The sequence below is a fragment of the Isoptericola sp. Y581 genome, assembly GCF_059445475.1.
The window spans coordinates 1-15,938 of the sequence record NZ_JCAIUK010000002.1; the positions used below are offsets into that span (position 1 = coordinate 1).

General features: G+C 73.5%; 11 protein-coding genes and 1 tRNA gene. 7 read left to right on the forward strand and 5 right to left on the reverse strand.

What is annotated here, in order from left to right; genetic code table 11:
* Nucleotides 1-134 precede the first annotated feature (134 nt).
* The 4 genes from AC1C2W_RS03020 to AC1C2W_RS03035 form a co-directional block, all read right to left on the reverse strand.
* A complete protein-coding gene (locus AC1C2W_RS03020; protein WP_495387852.1) occupies nt 135-761 on the reverse strand; it encodes a CYTH domain-containing protein in 627 nt (208 codons plus the stop codon).
* A 67-nt stretch (nt 762-828) separates the two neighbouring features.
* Entirely contained in the window at nt 829-1,995 is a 1,167-nt protein-coding gene (locus tag AC1C2W_RS03025; protein ID WP_495412345.1) for a bifunctional 2-methylcitrate synthase/citrate synthase, read from the reverse strand.
* 64 nt (nt 1,996-2,059) lie between these two features.
* Entirely contained in the window at nt 2,060-2,971 is a 912-nt protein-coding gene (prpB, locus tag AC1C2W_RS03030) for a methylisocitrate lyase (RefSeq protein ID WP_495387850.1), read from the reverse strand.
* A gap of 10 nt (nt 2,972-2,981) precedes the next feature.
* On the reverse strand, nt 2,982-4,499 hold the full coding sequence (locus AC1C2W_RS03035) for an MmgE/PrpD family protein (protein ID WP_495412346.1): 1,518 nt from the start codon (nt 4,497-4,499) through the stop codon (nt 2,982-2,984).
* 387 nt (nt 4,500-4,886) lie between these two features.
* Between AC1C2W_RS03035 and AC1C2W_RS03040 the strand changes: the two genes are divergently transcribed.
* Nucleotides 4,887-6,410, forward strand: a complete 1,524-nt coding sequence (locus AC1C2W_RS03040) for an MFS transporter (RefSeq protein WP_495412347.1) — start codon at nt 4,887-4,889, stop codon at nt 6,408-6,410.
* Between the two features lie 61 nt (nt 6,411-6,471).
* On the opposite strand, the gene AC1C2W_RS03045 is transcribed toward AC1C2W_RS03040, so the two are convergent.
* A tRNA-Arg gene (locus tag AC1C2W_RS03045) sits at nt 6,472-6,547 on the reverse strand.
* 101 nt (nt 6,548-6,648) lie between these two features.
* Here AC1C2W_RS03045 and argS point away from each other — a divergent pair.
* From argS to rho, 6 genes are all read left to right on the forward strand, one after another.
* On the forward strand, nt 6,649-8,316 hold the full coding sequence (gene argS / locus AC1C2W_RS03050; RefSeq protein WP_495387847.1) for an arginine--tRNA ligase: 1,668 nt from the start codon (nt 6,649-6,651) through the stop codon (nt 8,314-8,316).
* A complete protein-coding gene (locus AC1C2W_RS03055; protein WP_495387846.1) occupies nt 8,313-9,782 on the forward strand; it encodes a diaminopimelate decarboxylase family protein in 1,470 nt (489 codons plus the stop codon). The genes argS and AC1C2W_RS03055 overlap by 4 nt, the downstream gene beginning before the upstream one ends.
* A gap of 181 nt (nt 9,783-9,963) precedes the next feature.
* The gene (locus tag AC1C2W_RS03060) at nt 9,964-11,265 is read left to right on the forward strand and encodes a homoserine dehydrogenase (RefSeq protein ID WP_495412639.1); all 1,302 of its coding nucleotides are present in this window, start codon (nt 9,964-9,966) and stop codon (nt 11,263-11,265) included.
* The gene (gene thrC / locus AC1C2W_RS03065; RefSeq protein WP_495412348.1) at nt 11,262-12,476 is read left to right on the forward strand and encodes a threonine synthase; all 1,215 of its coding nucleotides are present in this window, start codon (nt 11,262-11,264) and stop codon (nt 12,474-12,476) included. The genes AC1C2W_RS03060 and thrC overlap by 4 nt, the downstream gene beginning before the upstream one ends.
* Nucleotides 12,477-12,511: 35 nt before the next feature.
* Entirely contained in the window at nt 12,512-13,501 is a 990-nt protein-coding gene (gene thrB, locus AC1C2W_RS03070) for a homoserine kinase (RefSeq protein ID WP_495412349.1), read from the forward strand.
* A 280-nt stretch (nt 13,502-13,781) separates the two neighbouring features.
* The gene (rho, locus tag AC1C2W_RS03075) at nt 13,782-15,878 is read left to right on the forward strand and encodes a transcription termination factor Rho (protein ID WP_495412350.1); all 2,097 of its coding nucleotides are present in this window, start codon (nt 13,782-13,784) and stop codon (nt 15,876-15,878) included.
* The last annotated feature ends 60 nt before the right edge of the window (nt 15,879-15,938 follow it).

Here is a 15,938-nt window from a genome sequence, read left to right on the forward strand (position 1 = left end):
AACCGGCGGGGTTTCGACAGGCTCAACCGGCGGGGTTTCGACAGGCTCAACCGGCGGGGTTTCGACAGGCTCAACCGGCGGGGTTTCGACAGGCTCAACCGGCGGGGTTTCGACAGGCTGAACCGGCGGAGTGGTCAGGTGGTGATGGTCGTGTTGCCGCCGAAGTCGTCGCGGAAGCGGGGGCCCTGGCCCGCGAGTTCCTGGGCGTAGGCGGCGGACCAGACGCGGAACGGGTCGACCGCGAGGGACTCGTTGGAGAACCGGCGGTCGTCGGTGAGCTCGGTGACGCAGAAGTCGGGGATCTGCAGGTCCGTGACCGGGCCGGACCGCTCGCATTCCGCCACGATCAGGGGTGCGTTGGCGCCGCCGAAGACGTCGATGGACCAGCCGTCCGCGCCCAGCCAGGCGGCGTACCGCGTCTTGATCACGTGCGCGCCGCCGCGTCGCACCAGCTCGACGCCCACCAGCGGGTCGAGCTGACGCTCGGCCTCGTACCGGGTGCCGCCCGCGGACGGGCCCTTGACGGTGACGGCGGCGAAGTCGACGCGCGTGCGGTAGAGCTCGAGCACGTCGCGGGCGTCGCTTTCCGGCCCCAGGCGCGCTTCGACCCCGGTGGCCTGCACCCGTACCCGCAGGGCGAAGCCGCCGTCGGACAGGAAGTACGACTGGACGATCAGCGCGGGCGCGTCCCGGAGCGCGTCGGGCAGCTCCCGGACGAAGAACCGGCGCTCGAACTCGAAGTCTGCGTAGTCCGTGGACATGCCGCGAGCCTAGTGCGCCTCAGGCTTCCCTCCGTGTGCCCGTGGACGGCCCGCGTGGACGGATCGCCTACCGCCGGGGCACCTCGCGACGCTCGGGGCCCACGTAGGCCGACAGCGGACGGATGAGGGCGTTGGCGGCCTGCTGCTCCAGCACGTGCGCGGTCCAGCCGGTGACGCGGGCCGCGACGAACAGGGGCGTGAACGTGGGCGTGTCGAAGCCCATGAGGTGGTACGCCGGGCCGGACGGGTAGTCCAGGTTCGGGTAGATGCCCTTGCGCGCCACGAACTCGGACTCGAGGGCGTCGTACAGGGCACCCAGGTCCGCGCGGTCGTAGTGGACGACGAGCGTGTCGAGGGCCGCCTTCATGGTCGGCACGCGGGAGTCGCCGTGCTTGTAGACGCGGTGGCCGAAGCCCATGATCTTGCGCTTCGCGGCCAGCGCGTCGTCGAGCCACGCGGCCGCGCGCTCGGCCGAGCCGATCTCGGCCAGCGTGTCCATCACGGCCTCGTTCGCGCCGCCGTGCAGCGGCCCCTTGAGCGCCGCGATCGCGCCCACGACGGCGGAGTGCAGGTCGCTGAGCGTGGACGTGATGACCCGGGCCGCGAAGGTGGACGCGTTGAACGAGTGCTCGGCGTACAGGATCATCGACCGGTTGAAGGCGTCGACGACGACCGGGTCCGGCTCGATGCCGAACGTCATCCAGAGCAGGTTCGCGGAGAAGTCGAGGTCGTCGCGCGGCTCGACCGGCTCGAGCCCCCGGCGCCGGCGCTGCCCGTGCGCGACGGCGGCCGGCAGGGCGGCGAAGAGACGGACGCTCCGCTCGAGGTTCACTGCCCGGTCCCCGGCGGCCTCCATCGCGGTGAGGCCGGCGGCCTCCCGCGCCCCGATCACGCTCACGGCGGTGCGCAGCTCGTCCATCGGGTGGGCGCTCGGCGGCAGCAGGTCGATCGCGCCGCGGACGTCGTCGGCGAGGCGACGGTGGTCGCGCTCGGTGGCCCGCAGCGCGGCCAGCTCCGCGTCGGTGGGCAGCTCGCCGTGCCAGAGCAGCCACGCCACCGCCTCGAACGGCTGCGTGGCCGCGAGGTCCTGCACCGGGTAGCCGCGGTACAGCAGGGAGTTGGTCTCCGGGTCGACCTTGGAGATCGTCGTGACGTCGGCGACCACCCCGGCCAACCCGCGGCGGACCTCCGGCTCCGTGGACTGCCCGGCGGTCGGATCCGTGTGCTCGGTCATCGGTGCTCCTTTGCTGCGGTGCTGCGTGCGGTCGACGGCGGCTGCGGCGCGAGTGCTGCGGGAGCTAGCCGTGCTGGTTGTCGTCCAGGGAGAAGTCGAACACCCCGGTGTCGAAGGCCGAGTAGGCCGCGTAGTCCAGGAGCTCGTACAGGCGGGCGCGGGTCTGCATGTGCTCGACCTCGCCCGTGAGCGAGCCCTCGGCCCGCAGCGCGTCCAGGCCGCGCTCGGCGGCGCCCATGGCGAGCCGCAGCAGCGAGACCGGGTAGATGACGAGGGCCACGCCGGCGTCGGCCAGCTGCCGGGTGGTGAAGAGCTCGGACTTGCCGAACTCGGTCATGTTGGCCAGCACGGGCACGTCCACGGCGTTCGCGACGGCCTCGAACTCCGCGAGGTCTCGCATGGCCTCCGGGAAGATCGCGTCCGCCCCGGCGTCGGCCAGCGCCTTGGCGCGGTCGATCGCGGTGTCCAGCCCGGCGACCGCCCGCACGTCCGTGCGCGCCATGACCAGCAGGTTGTCGTCCCGGCGGGCGGCGACGGCCGCGCGCACGCGCTGCAGCGCCGTGGGCTCGTCCACCACCTGCTTGCCGTCGAGGTGCCCGCACCGCTTGGGGTTCACCTGGTCCTCGACGTGCAGGCCGGCGACGCCCGCGTCCTCGAACGTCTGGACGGTGCGCGCCACGTTCATCGCCTCGCCGAACCCGGTGTCGGCGTCCACGAGGGTCGGCAGGTCGGTCATGCGGGCGACCTGGCCGGCCCGGGTGGCGACCTCGGTGAGCGTCGTCAGCCCGACGTCGGGCAGACCCAGGTCGGCGGCGACCACGGCGCCCGAGACGTAGACGCCGTCGAACCCCTTGTCCTGGATCAGCCGTGCGGCGAGCGGGTTGAACGCGCCGGGCAGCTGGAGCAGCTCGCCCGAGCGCAGCCGCGCGCGGAACGCCGCGCGCTTCGCGGCCGGGGTGGTCGTGGAGTAGAGCATCGGTCGCCTCTCAGAAGATGCCGGCGGGCACGGGGTGCCCGGCGAGCGGGTCGGCCAGCGGGGTGATCGTCAGGCCGGCGAGCTCGTCGGGCGTGAGCTCGGGCAGACGCTGAGCCACGTCCAGGAACCGCTCGATCTCACCGTCCGCGAGGACGCCCGCCGCGAGCGCGCGGAACTTCGCCACGTACTGCTCGCGGGCGAACGGACGCGCACCGAGCGGGTGCGCGTCGGCCACGGCGATCTCCTCGACCACGCGCGAGCCGTCGGCCAGCTCGATCTCCACCCGGCCGCCGAACGCCTTCTCGGCCGGGTCGACGGAGTGGTAGCGGCGCGTCCACTCGGCGTCCTCGGCCGTCGTGACCTTGCGCCACAGCGCCACGGTGTCCGGGCGGCCGGCGCGCTCGGGCGCGTAGCTGGCCGCGTGGTCCCAGGCGCCGTCCTGCAGCGCCACCGTGAAGATGTACGGGATCGAGTGGTCGAGCGTCTCGCGGCTCGCGGCGGGGTCGTACTTCTGCGGGTCGCCCGAGCCGGAGCCGATGACGTAGTGCGTGTGGTGGCTCGTGTGCAGCACGACGGCGGCGACGTTCGCCGGGTCGCGCAGCTCGGGGCGCTCGGTACCGAGGCGCCGCGCGAGGTCGATCCACGCCTGCGCCTGGTACTCGGCCGAGTGCTCCTTGGTGTACGTGTCCAGGATGGCGCGGCGCGCCTCGCCCGCGGCCGGCAGCGGCACGGTGTACCGCGCGTCCGGACCGTCGAGCAGCCAGGCGATCACGCCGTCCTCGCCCTCGTAGATGGGGCTGGGGGAGGTCTGCCCGCGCATCGCGCGGTCCACGGCCTCCACCGCCATCTTCCCCGCGAACGCTGGGGCGTGCGCCTTCCAGGTGGAGATCTCGCCCTTGCGCGACTGCCGGGTGGCCGTCGTCGTGTGCAGCGCCTGGCCCACGGCCTGGTACACGGTCTCCACGGGCAGGCCGAGCAGCGTGCCGAGGCCCGCGGCGGCGGACGGCCCGAGGTGGGCGACGTGGTCGATCTTGTGCGCGTGCAGGCTGATGCCCTTGACCAGGTTCACCTGGATCTCGTAGCCCGTGACGATCGCGCGGAGCAGCTCGGCGCCGCTGCGGCCCAGGTGCTGGGCGACGGCGAGGACGGGCGGGATGTTGTCGCCCGGGTGGGAGTACTCGGCCGCCAGGAACGTGTCGTGGTAGTCGAGCTCGCGCACGGCCACCCCGTTCGCCCACGCAGCCCACTCGGGGCTGGTGCGCGAGGGGGAGCCGACGATGGTCGCGCCCGCTCCGCCGCGGGAGACCGGGTGGGCCTCCGCCTGTGCGCGGGCGGCGAGGATCGGGCCGCGGCCCAGGGAGGCGGTCGCCACGGCCGCGTTGTCGATGACCCGGTTGATCACCATGTCCGCGACCTCGGCCGTCGGCTCGAGCTGCTCGGCGGCGACCTCCGCGATCTTCCACGCCAGCTGCTGCTCGCGCGGCAGAGGCTCGTCGGAACGGTAGACGCGGACCTCGTGGTCGATCATGCGGGGAGTCCTCCGGTGGGTGCAGGCCCCGTGTGGGCGCCGTCGCCGCCCGCGCTCCGGGCTGCCCCGAGAACGTAACGCCCGGCGCGCGCGGGGTCCAGCGAGCGCGGCCGTGGCGAACCCGTGCCCACGCGCCGTCCGGCACCCCTGTGGCGGGCTTCACGAATGACCGGTCAAGGGTCGGTGTCGTCGCAGGTGACGACGCCGGCCCTCCGGCCGTTGGGGACGGTGATTGCCCCGGCTAACTTGATTCGGGGTCAAGAATCGGTAACGTGGCCGCCCATGTTCGGGCTCGGCGTCCGCTTCTGTCGCGGGCGCCCGTTCCCCGTCACGGGCCGGGTTGTCACGGCACACCGCGTGCCGCGGCCCCGGCCACGGAAGGAAAACATGTCCGCCGCTCTCCCTCAGGATCAGACCGGCCCCACCCCCGCCACCCCCGCCAGTGCCACCACATCACCGGCCGGCGGCCCCCGCCGCAGGCTGCGCGTCTCCGACGTCACCGTCGTCGACAACTCCATGCTCAAGAAGACCATCGGGGGCACCGCCGTCGGCAACCTCATGGAGTGGTACGACGTCGGCGTGTACGGCTACCTCGCCGTCACGATGGGCGCCGTGTTCCTGCCGCAGGCGTCGTCCGGCGTGCAGATCCTCTTCTCCCTCGGCGTGTTCGCCGCTACCTACGTGGCCCGCCCGCTGGGCGGCATCGTCTGCGGCCGCATCGGCGACCGGATCGGGCGCCAGAAGGTGCTCGCCTTCACGCTGGTGATGATGGCGTCCTCCACGTTCCTCATCGGGCTGCTGCCGACCGACGGCCTGATCGGTGCGGCGGCGCCGCTGCTGCTCGTGCTCCTCAAGCTGGTGCAGGGCTTCTCCACCGGCGGCGAGTACGCCGGCGTCACGACCTTCCTCGCCGAGCACGCCCCTGACCGCCGCCGCGGCTGGGCCGCCTCGTTCCTCGACTTCGGCAGCTACCTGGGCTTCGCGCTCGGTGCCGTGGTCGTCACGGTGCTCCAGGTGACCCTCGGCGAGCAGGCGATGGTCGACGGCGCGTGGCGCATCCCGTTCCTGATCGCCGGGCCGATCGGCGCGTTCGCCGTGTGGTTCCGGCTGAAGGTCGAGGAGTCGCCGGCGTTCCAGGCGCAGCAGGTCGCGGCCGAGGCCGCGAAGGAACAGGGCATCGAGGCGCCCGTCGCCTCGGTCACGCTCCGTTCGCAGTGGCGCCCCCTCCTCGTCGCGATGGTCCTCGTGGCCGTCGCGAACACGGCCGGGTACGCCTTGACCAGCTACATGCCCACGTACCTGACCGACACGCTCGGCTACGCCGCGACGGACGGCACCCTCCTGACCGTGCCGGTGCTGGTGCTGCTGGCCGGGATGATCCTCGTCGCGGGGCCGGTGAGCGACCGGTGGGGCCGCCGTCCGCTGCTGTGGTTCGGCTCGGGCTCCCTGGCCGTGCTGGCGGTGCCGGCATTCCTGCTGCTCGCCGCGGGCCACGTGTGGTCGACGCTGCTGGGCCTGTGCCTCATGGCCGTCCCGGTGGCATGCATGGTGGGCGTGCAGGCGGCGACCCTGCCCGCGATGTTCCCCACGGCCGTGCGCTACCGGTCGATGGGCCTCGCCTACAACGTCGCGCTCGCGGTCTTCGGCGGCACGACACCGCTCATCGTGGAGTCGCTGACCCAGGCGACGGGATCGAGCATGGCCCCGGCGTACTACCTCGTGGGCTTCGCGCTCGTGGGCACCGTCGCGGTCGGCTTCGTGCGCGAGAGCGCGGGCAGGCCGCTGCCGGGCTCGATGCCGTCGGTGGACACGTCCGCCGAGGCGAAGGACCTGGTGCGCACGCAGGAGCGCAACCCGGACCTCGACCTGGACGCGCTGCCGCTGGACCAGGACCTGGTCGGCGCGCACTGACGGGGCACGCGACACAGAACGGCCCCCACCGGCATTCTTGCTGGTGGGGGCCGTTCTGATGTGGTGCGCCTGAAGGGATTCGAACCCCCGACCTTCTGCTCCGGAGGCAGACGCTCTATCCACTGAGCTACAGGCGCGGGCGCCGAGCCGGACCGGGAACGGTCGTGCTCAGCACGGTGCACGAGACTACCAGCACCTCGGGGTGGGGAGGCGCGCGAGGGTCAGTAGAATCGCCCGGGTGACCCCCGACCAGCTCTCCCGAGCGCTCAGTGCTGCCCTCGCCTCGGCCGTGGCCGACGGCACCCTCGCCCTGCCCGCCGACGCCGTCCCCGCGTCGGTCCACGTGGAGCGACCCCGGCAGCGCGAGCACGGCGACTGGGCCACCAACGTGGCGCTGCAGCTCGCGAAGAAGGCGGGCACCACGCCGCGGGCGCTCGCGGACGACCTCGCCGCGCGCCTCGGGTCGACGCCGGGGATCGCGCGGGTCGACGTCGCCGGGCCGGGCTTCCTCAACATCACGCTCGAGGCCGGCGCGGCGGGCGAGCTCGCGCGGACGGTCGTGACCGCGGGCGCGCAGTATGGCAGCACCGACGCCCTCGCGGGCCAGGTGCACAACCTCGAGTTCATCTCCGCCAACCCGACGGGCCCGCTGCACATCGGGCACACCCGCTGGGCCGCGCTCGGCGACGCGCTCGCCCGCATCATGCGGGCCGCGGGCGCCGACGTCACCGCGGAGTACTACATCAACGACGCCGGCGCGCAGATGGACAAGTTCGGCCGCTCGGTGCTGGCCCGTGCCAAGGGCGAGGACGTGCCCGAGGGCGGGTACCCGGGCGAGTACGTCGCCGAGCGCGCCGCCGAGGTGCTCGAGCAGGAGCCCGACCTCCTCGACCTGCCCGAGGACGAGGCCGCGACGATCGCCCGCGAGCTCGGCTACCAGGCGCAGCTCGAGGCGATCCGCCGCACCCTCGACGCCTTCGGCGTGCACTTCGACGTCTGGTTCTCGGAGCGCACGCTGCACGAGTCCGGGGCGGTGGAGCAGGCGGTCGCCCGCCTCCGCGAGCAGGGGCACGTCTTCGACGTCGACGGCGCGGTGTGGCTGCGCACCACCGACTTCGGCGACGACAAGGACCGGGTGATGATCCGGGCCAACGGCGAGCCCACGTACTTCGCCGCCGACGCCGCGTACTACCTGTCCAAGAAGGACCGGGGCTTCCCCCGCAAGATCTACCTGCTCGGCGCCGACCACCACGGGTACATCAACCGCCTCAAGGCCATCGCGGCCTGCGCGGGCGACGACCCGGAGACCAACATCGAGGTGCTCATCGGTCAGCTCGTGAACATCGGGGGCGAGCGCATGGGCAAGCGCCGCGGCAACGCGCTGTATATGGACGAGCTCATCGAGTGGCTCGGCTCGGACGCGCTGCGGTACTCGCTCGCTCGGTTCCCCGCCGACACCCCGCTGTCCCTCTCCGGCGAGGAGCTGCTCAAGCAGAGCAACGACAACCCGGTCTTCTACGTCCAGTACGCGCACTCGCGCACCTGCGCGGTGGACCGGAACGCTGTCGACCGCGCCGTGGACCGTACCCGCGAGGACGGCTCGGACGCCTTCGACCCGTCGCTGCTGACGCACGAGACCGAGGCGGCCCTGGTCGGGCGGCTCACGGAGTTCCCGCGGATCGTGTCCCAGGCGGCCGAGCTGCGCGAGCCGCACCGGGTGGCGCGCTACCTCGAGTCGCTGGCTGCGGACTACCACAGGTGGTACGGCGAGTGCCGCGTCACGCCGTACCCGGACGAGGAGGTCACGGACACGCACCGCACGCGCCTGTGGCTGAACGACGCGGTGCGCCAGGTGCTGGCCAACGGCCTCGACCTGCTCGGCGTCGGCGCCCCGGAGCGGATGTGACCGCGGCGCACGGCGGGGCGGTCGCGGCAGGCGTGCCCTGGTCCACCGGCGTGGTGCGCCGCGCGGACGGCGCCCTCGAGGTGGCGGGCGCCGACGTCCGCGACCTCGCGGCCGAGCACGGCACCCCGGCCTACGTGCTCGACGAGGCCGACTTCCGCCTCCGTGCCCGGGGGTACCGCACGGCGTTCACGACGGCGTTCGCCGAGGTGGGCACCGGCGTCGACGTCTACTACGCGGGCAAGGCGCTGCTCACCGTGGCCGTGGCCCGCTGGGCCCGCGAGGAAGGACTGCGGGTGGACACGGCCTCGGGCGGCGAGCTCGCCGTCGCGCTGCGCGCCGGCCTGCCGGGCGCCGAGCTCGGCCTGCACGGCAACAACAAGTCCGACGCCGAGATCCTCACCGCCCTGGACGCGGGGGTCGGCCGGATCATCGTCGACTCGCTCGTCGAGATCGACAGGGTCGCGGCGCTCGCGGCCTCCCGCGGCGTCGTCGCGCCCGTGATGGTGCGCGTCACGACCGGCGTCCACGCGGGCGGCCACGAGTACATCTCCACCGCGCACGAGGACCAGAAGTTCGGGCTCTCGGTGAACCCCGCTCCGATGGTTGCCCTTCGACAGGCTCAGGAACCGCCGGTCGAAACCCGTGAGCCGGTCGCCCTTCGACAGGCTCAGGGACCGGTCAGGGCGGTCGAGGCGACCGACAGCCCGGCGATGCGGGCGCTGCTCGCCGCCGTCGCGCGCCCGGAGCTGCGCCTGCTGGGCATCCACTCGCACATCGGCTCGCAGATCCTCGACCCCGCGGGCTTCGAGGCCGCCGCGCGCGTGGTGCTGCGCCTGCGGGCCGAGCTCGCCGAGCGCACCGGTGTGCTGGTCGACGAGGTGGACCTCGGCGGCGGCTACGGCATCGCGTACCTGCCGGGCGAGGTGCCCCTGGACCCGGAGGGCATCGCCAAGGACGTCGCGAGCGCGGTGGCCGCGGCGTGCGCCGAGCTCGGCACGCCGCTGCCGCGGATCTCGATCGAGCCCGGCCGCGCGATCGTCGGCCCTGCGGGCCTCACCCTCTACACCGTCGGCACGGTCAAGCCGGTCGCGCTCGACGACGGGCGCGTGCGCACCTACGTGTCGGTGGACGGCGGGATGAGCGACAACATCCGGCCCGCCCTCTACGAGGCGCAGTACCACGCGGAGGTCGTGGGCCGGTCGTCGGACGCCGAGCCAGTCCTGGCGCGCGTCGTGGGCAAGCACTGCGAGAGCGGCGACATCGTCGTGCACGAGGTGCAGCTGCCCGGCGACGTGCGGGCGGGGGACCTGCTCGCCGTCCCCGCCACCGGCGCCTACGGGCGGTCCATGGCGTCGAACTACAACCTGCTGACGCGGCCGCCCGTGGTCGCGGTGGCCGATGGCGCGTCGCGCGTCCTGGTGCGGCGCGAGACGGTCGCGGACCTGCTCGCGCTCGACCTGGGCTGAGCGCCAGCGCCGGGCGTGGACGACGGCCCGCGTGCCGCCGGGCCGCGGCTATCCTGACATTCGTCCCGGCATCTCGTTCGAAGGTTCTCCCGTGCCTGCAGCCCCCACCTCCGGGCCCCACCCTGGGGCCGTCCCCGCGGACCGTCCCAACCACGCGGCCGCCCCGAGCCTCGAGCCGGGCGTGCTGCGCGTCGCGCTGCTCGGCTGCGGCGTCGTCGGCTCGCAGGTCGCGCAGACCCTGCTCCAGCACGCGGACGACCTCGCCGCCCGCGCCGGGGCCCGCCTCGAGCTGACGGGTATCGCTGTGCGCGACGCGAGCCGTCCGCGGGAGGGCGTCCCCGCCGTCGTCCCACGCGACCTCTTCACCGAGGAGGCCGGCGCCCTCGTCGACGACGCCGACCTCGTGATCGAGCTCATGGGCGGTATCGAACCTGCCCGTGGGCTCATCCACCGGGCGATCGACGGCGGGGCGAGCGTCGTGACGGCCAACAAGGCCCTCCTCGCCGCGCACGGCCCGGAGCTCTTTGAGGCGGCCGACGCCGCCGGGGTGGACCTGTCCTTCGAGGCGGCCGTCGCCGGCGCCATCCCGATCGTGCGGCCGGTGCGCGAGTCGCTCGCCGGCGACCACGTGCGCCGCGTGCTCGGCATCGTCAACGGCACCACGAACTACGTGCTCGACCAGATGACGACGCACGGGTTGGACCTCGAGGAGGCACTCAAGGAGGCGCAGGACCTCGGCTACGCGGAGGCGGACCCGACCGCCGACGTCGAGGGTCACGACGCCGCCGCCAAGGCGGCGATCCTCGCGTCGCTCGCCTTCCACACGCGGGTGTCGCTGAGCCAGGTGGCCTGCGAGGGCATCACGAGCATCACGGCCGCGGACGTCGCCGCCGCGCAGCAGACGGGACACGTCGTCAAGCTGCTCGCGATCGCCGAGCAGACCGCCGAGGGCGTCTCCGTGCGCGTACACCCGGCGCTCGTGCCGGTGGCTCACCCCCTCGCCGCCGTGCGCGGCGCCTTCAACGCGGTGTTCGTCGAGGCCGACGACGCCGGCCCGCTGATGTTCTACGGCCAGGGCGCCGGCGGCCGGCCCACGTCGTCCGCGGTGCTCGGCGACCTCGTGTCGGCGGCGCGCGACCGGATCGTCGGGGGCCACGGCCCGCGGGAGTCCGCCTACGCGTCGCTGCCCGTGCTCCCGCACGACGCCGCGGTGACGCGCTACCACGTGCGCCTCGTCGTGGCGGACCGTCCCGGCGTGCTCGCCCAGGCGGCGCAGGTGCTGGCCGACCACGGCGTGTCGATCGACACGGTGCGGCAGGCCCCCGACGAGCCCTACGGCGTCGACGTCGCCGACGGCACGGCGGCGCTGCTGCTGACCACGCACGCCGCCCGCGAGGCGTCGCTCGCCGCGACGGTCGCCGCGCTGCGCGGCATCGAGCCCGTCCACGAGATCACGTCCGTCCTGCGAGTCGAGGGAGCATGACCTTGCCTGCCGACCAGCCTGCCGACCAGCCCACCGACCAGCCCACCGACCAGCCCACGCGCCCCGCGCACCAGTGGCGTGGCGTCATCACCGAGTACGCGGAGCGCCTGCCGGCCCACGTGCGCGAGCACGTCGTGACCCTTGGCGAGGGCGGCACCCCGCTGGTGCCCGCCCCCGCGCTGTCGGAGCGGACCGGGGCCGACGTCTTCGTCAAGGTCGAGGGCATGAACCCGACCGGGTCGTTCAAGGACCGGGGCATGACGACGGCCATCTCCGCGGCCGCCGGCCGCGGGGCGAAGGCCGTGGTCTGCGCGTCGACCGGCAACACGTCCGCGTCGGCGGCGGCGTATGCCACCCGGGCCGGCATGACCTGCGCCGTCCTCGTGCCGGAGGGCAAGATCGCGATGGGCAAGCTCAGCCAGGCGATCGCCCACGGCGCACGCCTGCTGCAGGTGGACGGCAACTTCGACGACTGCCTCGTCGCCGCGCGCAAGCTCGCGGAGGTTTACCCGGTCGAGCTGGTGAACTCGGTCAACCCGGATCGCATCGAGGGTCAGAAGACGGCGGCCTTCGAGATCGTCGACGCCCTCGGTGACGCTCCCGACATCCACTGCCTGCCCGTCGGCAACGCCGGCAACATCACGGCCTACTGGAAGGGCTTCCGCGAGTACGCGGGCCTGGACGACGGTGCCGCGTTCGGGGCCCTGGCCACTCGCACGCCGCAGATGTGGGGCTTCCAGGCCGCGGGCGCCGCGCCCATCGTCCACGGGCACCCGGTCGACCAGCCCGAGACGATCGCCACGGCGATCCGCATCGGCAACCCGGCGTCGTGGGAGCAGGCCGTGGCCGCCCGCGACACGTCGAACGGTGTCATCGAGGCGGTCACCGACGAGCAGATCCTCGCGGCGCACCGCGTGCTGTCCGCGGAGGTCGGCGTCTTCGTGGAGCCCGCGTCGGCGTCCGGCGTCGCGGGGCTGCTCGCCCGCGCCGAGCGCGGCCTCGTCCCCGCCGGCGCGCGCGTCGTCGTGACCGTCACGGGCCACGGTCTCAAGGACCCCCAGTGGGCGCTCCGCACCCCGATTCCCTGGGTTCCCGGCAAGGGCCCGCAGCGAAGCGAGGACACCTTGCTGGGACCAGGCGGTGGTGAGGTCGCACCTACCCGCGTCAGCGCCGACGTCGTGTCCATCGCCGACGCGCTCGGCCTCGACTGAGTTCACTCCGAACGAGCCCCGGGAAGGGGAGCACGATGCAGCTCGGCGCCGACCACGTCCTCGTCCGCGTTCCCGCCACCAGCGCCAACCTGGGCCCGGGTTTCGACGCGATGGGCCTGGCCCTCGCCCTGTACGACGAGCTGGAGGTCGAGCTCCTCGCGAGCGACGAGGCCGTCGTCGAGATGGAGGGCGAGGGGGCCGGCGAGGTCCCGACGGGGGAGGAGCATCTCGTCGTGCGCGCCCTGCGCCACACCCTGGAGCTCGCGGGCGCCCCCCGCACCGGGCTGCGGCTGCGGTGCGTCAACCAGATCCCGCACGGCCGCGGCCTGGGCAGCTCGGCCGCGGCCGTCGTCTCGGGGATCGTCGCGGCGCGCGCGCTGCTCGCCGACCCGCACGTGCTCGACGCCACCGAGGTGCTGCGGATCGCGACCGAGTTCGAGGGTCACCCCGACAACGCGGCGCCCGCCATCCGCGGCGGCGCGACGCTCGCGTGGCGCTCGGCCGACGGCGCCCGCGCCGTGGACCTCGACGTCGACGAGCGCATCGAGGCCACCGTGCTGGTCCCGGACGTCCGCCTGGCCACGAGCCGCGCCCGCGGCGTGCTGCCCGCCGAGGTGCCGCACGCGGACGCGGCGTTCACCGCGGGCCGCGCCGGGCTGCTGGTCGAGGCGCTGGCGCGCCGGCCCGAGCTGCTCCTCGACGCCACCGAGGACCGCCTCCACCAGGACTACCGCGCCGGGGTGATGGCCGGTTCGGCCGAGCTGCTGCGCACGCTGCGGGCGGAGGGCCACGCCGCGACCATCTCCGGGGCCGGTCCCACGGTCCTGGTGCTCACCGCGGGCGAGGGCACGGCCCGCCTCGACGCCGTGCTCGCCGACCTGATCGACGACGTGGCGGGCTGGCGGGCGCTGCGGCCGGGGGTGGACACCGAGGGTGCGGTGGCGCGCCGGGTGACCGGCGCCGGCGGGCACCCGGCGGCGTCCGACGGGTCCGGCGTGTCGGCCTCCGGCCGGGCACGCAGGTGATATGATGCGGTGAGCCTTCGGGAACGACTGCGAGGGCACTCCCTCTTCGCCGTACGGCGCGTCCGCGCGTCCGGCCAGAGCCTGGTGCCCCGGTGGTTGCGATGCGGTGCACGACCCGCCGCGGCAGTCCCGTGAGAAGGCGAAACACAACCCCGCCAGCCGACGTCGTCGTACCACTGATGCGAGGTTCCACGCGTCTCGGCGCTTCCCGCGTCTGGACGCCCGCCACCGCGGCCCGTGACAGCATTTCAGGGCCGCATACGAGGGGGAAGGGTCCTTCGTGACGAACACCACCGACAGCCGGAACGGCTCCGCCGCATCCGGAAACCTGAGCTCGATGCGTCTCGCCGAGCTCCAGGCGCTGGCCTCCCAGATAGGCGTCAAGGGGACGTCCCGGATGCGCAAGAGCGACCTGCAGGACGCGATCCGGTCCGCCAACGGCCAGAGCGCGCGCACCACGAGCGCCCCCGTCGCCGCGGCGACCGCGGTGGCGCCCACGGTCCGCAGCGACGCCCCGGCCCAGGCGCAGGCCGAGCCCGCGCGGAACGACGGCCCCGCCGAGCGCCCCGCTACCGAGGCGCCGCGGCGTTCGCGCCGCGCCATCCGCACGGCCGGGTCCACGGACGACGCCGACGCGCAGGGTGACTCCGGTCAGCAGCGCCAGGGCGCCGCGGCCGAGAGCTCCTCCGCCTCCACCGAGCAGCCCACACGCAGCGGGTCCGACCAGCGCGGCGACCAGCCGCGTGCCGAGCGTTCCGAGGGCGACCGCGAGGCGCGGCTCGCTCAGCTCGCCGAGGCCGTCGCCGCACCGCGTGAGCGGGGCGGGCGGCGTTCCGGCGGGCAGGGCTCCGGCGGACAGGGGGGCCAGAACGGCGGTCAGTCCGACGCCGAGGGCCAGCGCTCCGAGCGCGGCCAGGGCCGGACGAACGACGGCTCCGGCCAGCAGCGCTCGGGCACCCAGGGTGGCCAGACCTCCCAGGGCAACCAGACCTCTCAGAGCAACCAGGGCGGCCAGACCTCTCAGGGCGGCCAGCGCGACGAGCAGCGTCAGCGCCGCGATGACGACGACGAGCGTGGTTCGCGCCGCCGCCGTGGTCGTGACCGTGGCCGGGATCGCAAGCGCACCCGCCCCGGCCGCAGCGCCGGCCCGGACGTCGCGGGGCTCGACGAGGTGGAGGTGCGCGAGGACGACGTGCTGCTGCCCGTCGCCGGCGTGCTCGACATCCTCGACAACTACGCGTTCGTGCGCACCAGCGGCTACCTGCCCGGCGAGGGCGACATCTACGTCTCCCTCAACCAGGTGAAGAAGTCGGGGCTGCGCCGCGGTGACGCGGTCGTGGGCGCGATCCGCCAGCCGCGCGAGGGCGAGGAGCTGCCGTCCGTCGGCGGCAAGAACGTGCGCGGCAAGTACAACGCGCTGGTCCGCCTGGACTCGGTCAACGGCATGTCGCCGGAGGAGTCGCGTCAGCGGCCCGAGTTCACGAAGCTCACGCCCCTGTACCCGCAGGAGCGGCTGCGCCTGGAGAACCCGGAGGCCACGCGCCTCACCCCGCGCGTGATCGACATCGTCGCCCCGATCGGCAAGGGCCAGCGCGGCCTCATCGTCGCGCCGCCCAAGGCCGGCAAGACGATCATCATGCAGCAGATCGCCAACGCGATCACGGCGAACAACCCCGAGGTCCACCTCATGGTGGTGCTGGTGGACGAGCGCCCCGAAGAGGTCACCGACTTCGAGCGTAACGTCAAGGGCGAGGTCATCTCCTCGACGTTCGACCGGCACGCTTCGGACCACACGATCGTCGCCGAGCTCGCCATCGAGCGGGCCAAGCGCCTCGTGGAGCTGGGCCAGGACGTCGTCGTGCTGCTCGACGGGATCACCCGCCTGTCGCGCGCCTACAACCTCGCCGCGCCGGCGTCGGGCCGCATCCTCTCCGGTGGTGTGGACGCCGCCGCGCTGTACCCGCCGAAGCGGTTCTTCGGCGCGGCCCGCAACATCGAGGGCGGCGGCTCGCTGACGATCCTGGCCACCGCGCTCGTGGAGACGGGCTCGAAGATGGACGAGGTGATCTTCGAGGAGTTCAAGGGCACGGGCAACATGGAGCTCCGCCTGTCCCGCAACCTCGCCGAGAAGCGCATCTTCCCGGCGATCGACGTCAACAGCTCGAGCACCCGCCGCGAGGAGATCCTCATGGCGAAGGACGAGCTCGCGGTCGTCTACAAGCTGCGCCGCGTGATGGGTGCGCTCGACCAGCAGCAGGCCGCCGAGCTGCTGCTGGGCCAGCTCAAGAAGTCCAAGACCAACGTCGAGTTCCTTCTGCACGTGCAGAAGACGACGCCGGCCGGTCTCTCGGACGATCACCCGGGCGAGACGATCTGACCCGGAATTTCTAGGACGCTCCCGCGTTCTGGCACAATGGTTCGTCGGCCATCCGGTTCA

What these genes read in the sequence shown, in the direction of transcription:
- thrB (WP_495412349.1), top strand. Translation starts at nt 12,512, where the DNA reads ATGCAGCTCGGCGCCGACCACGTCCTCGTCCGCGTTCCCGCCACCAGC.
- AC1C2W_RS03035 (WP_495412346.1), bottom strand. Translation starts at nt 4,499, where the DNA reads ATGATCGACCACGAGGTCCGCGTCTACCGTTCCGACGAGCCTCTGCCG.
- AC1C2W_RS03020 (WP_495387852.1), bottom strand. Translation starts at nt 761, where the DNA reads ATGTCCACGGACTACGCAGACTTCGAGTTCGAGCGCCGGTTCTTCGTC.
- AC1C2W_RS03040 (WP_495412347.1), top strand. Translation starts at nt 4,887, where the DNA reads ATGTCCGCCGCTCTCCCTCAGGATCAGACCGGCCCCACCCCCGCCACC.
- prpB (WP_495387850.1), bottom strand. Translation starts at nt 2,971, where the DNA reads ATGCTCTACTCCACGACCACCCCGGCCGCGAAGCGCGCGGCGTTCCGC.
- AC1C2W_RS03025 (WP_495412345.1), bottom strand. Translation starts at nt 1,995, where the DNA reads ATGACCGAGCACACGGATCCGACCGCCGGGCAGTCCACGGAGCCGGAG.
- thrC (WP_495412348.1), top strand. Translation starts at nt 11,262, where the DNA reads ATGACCTTGCCTGCCGACCAGCCTGCCGACCAGCCCACCGACCAGCCC.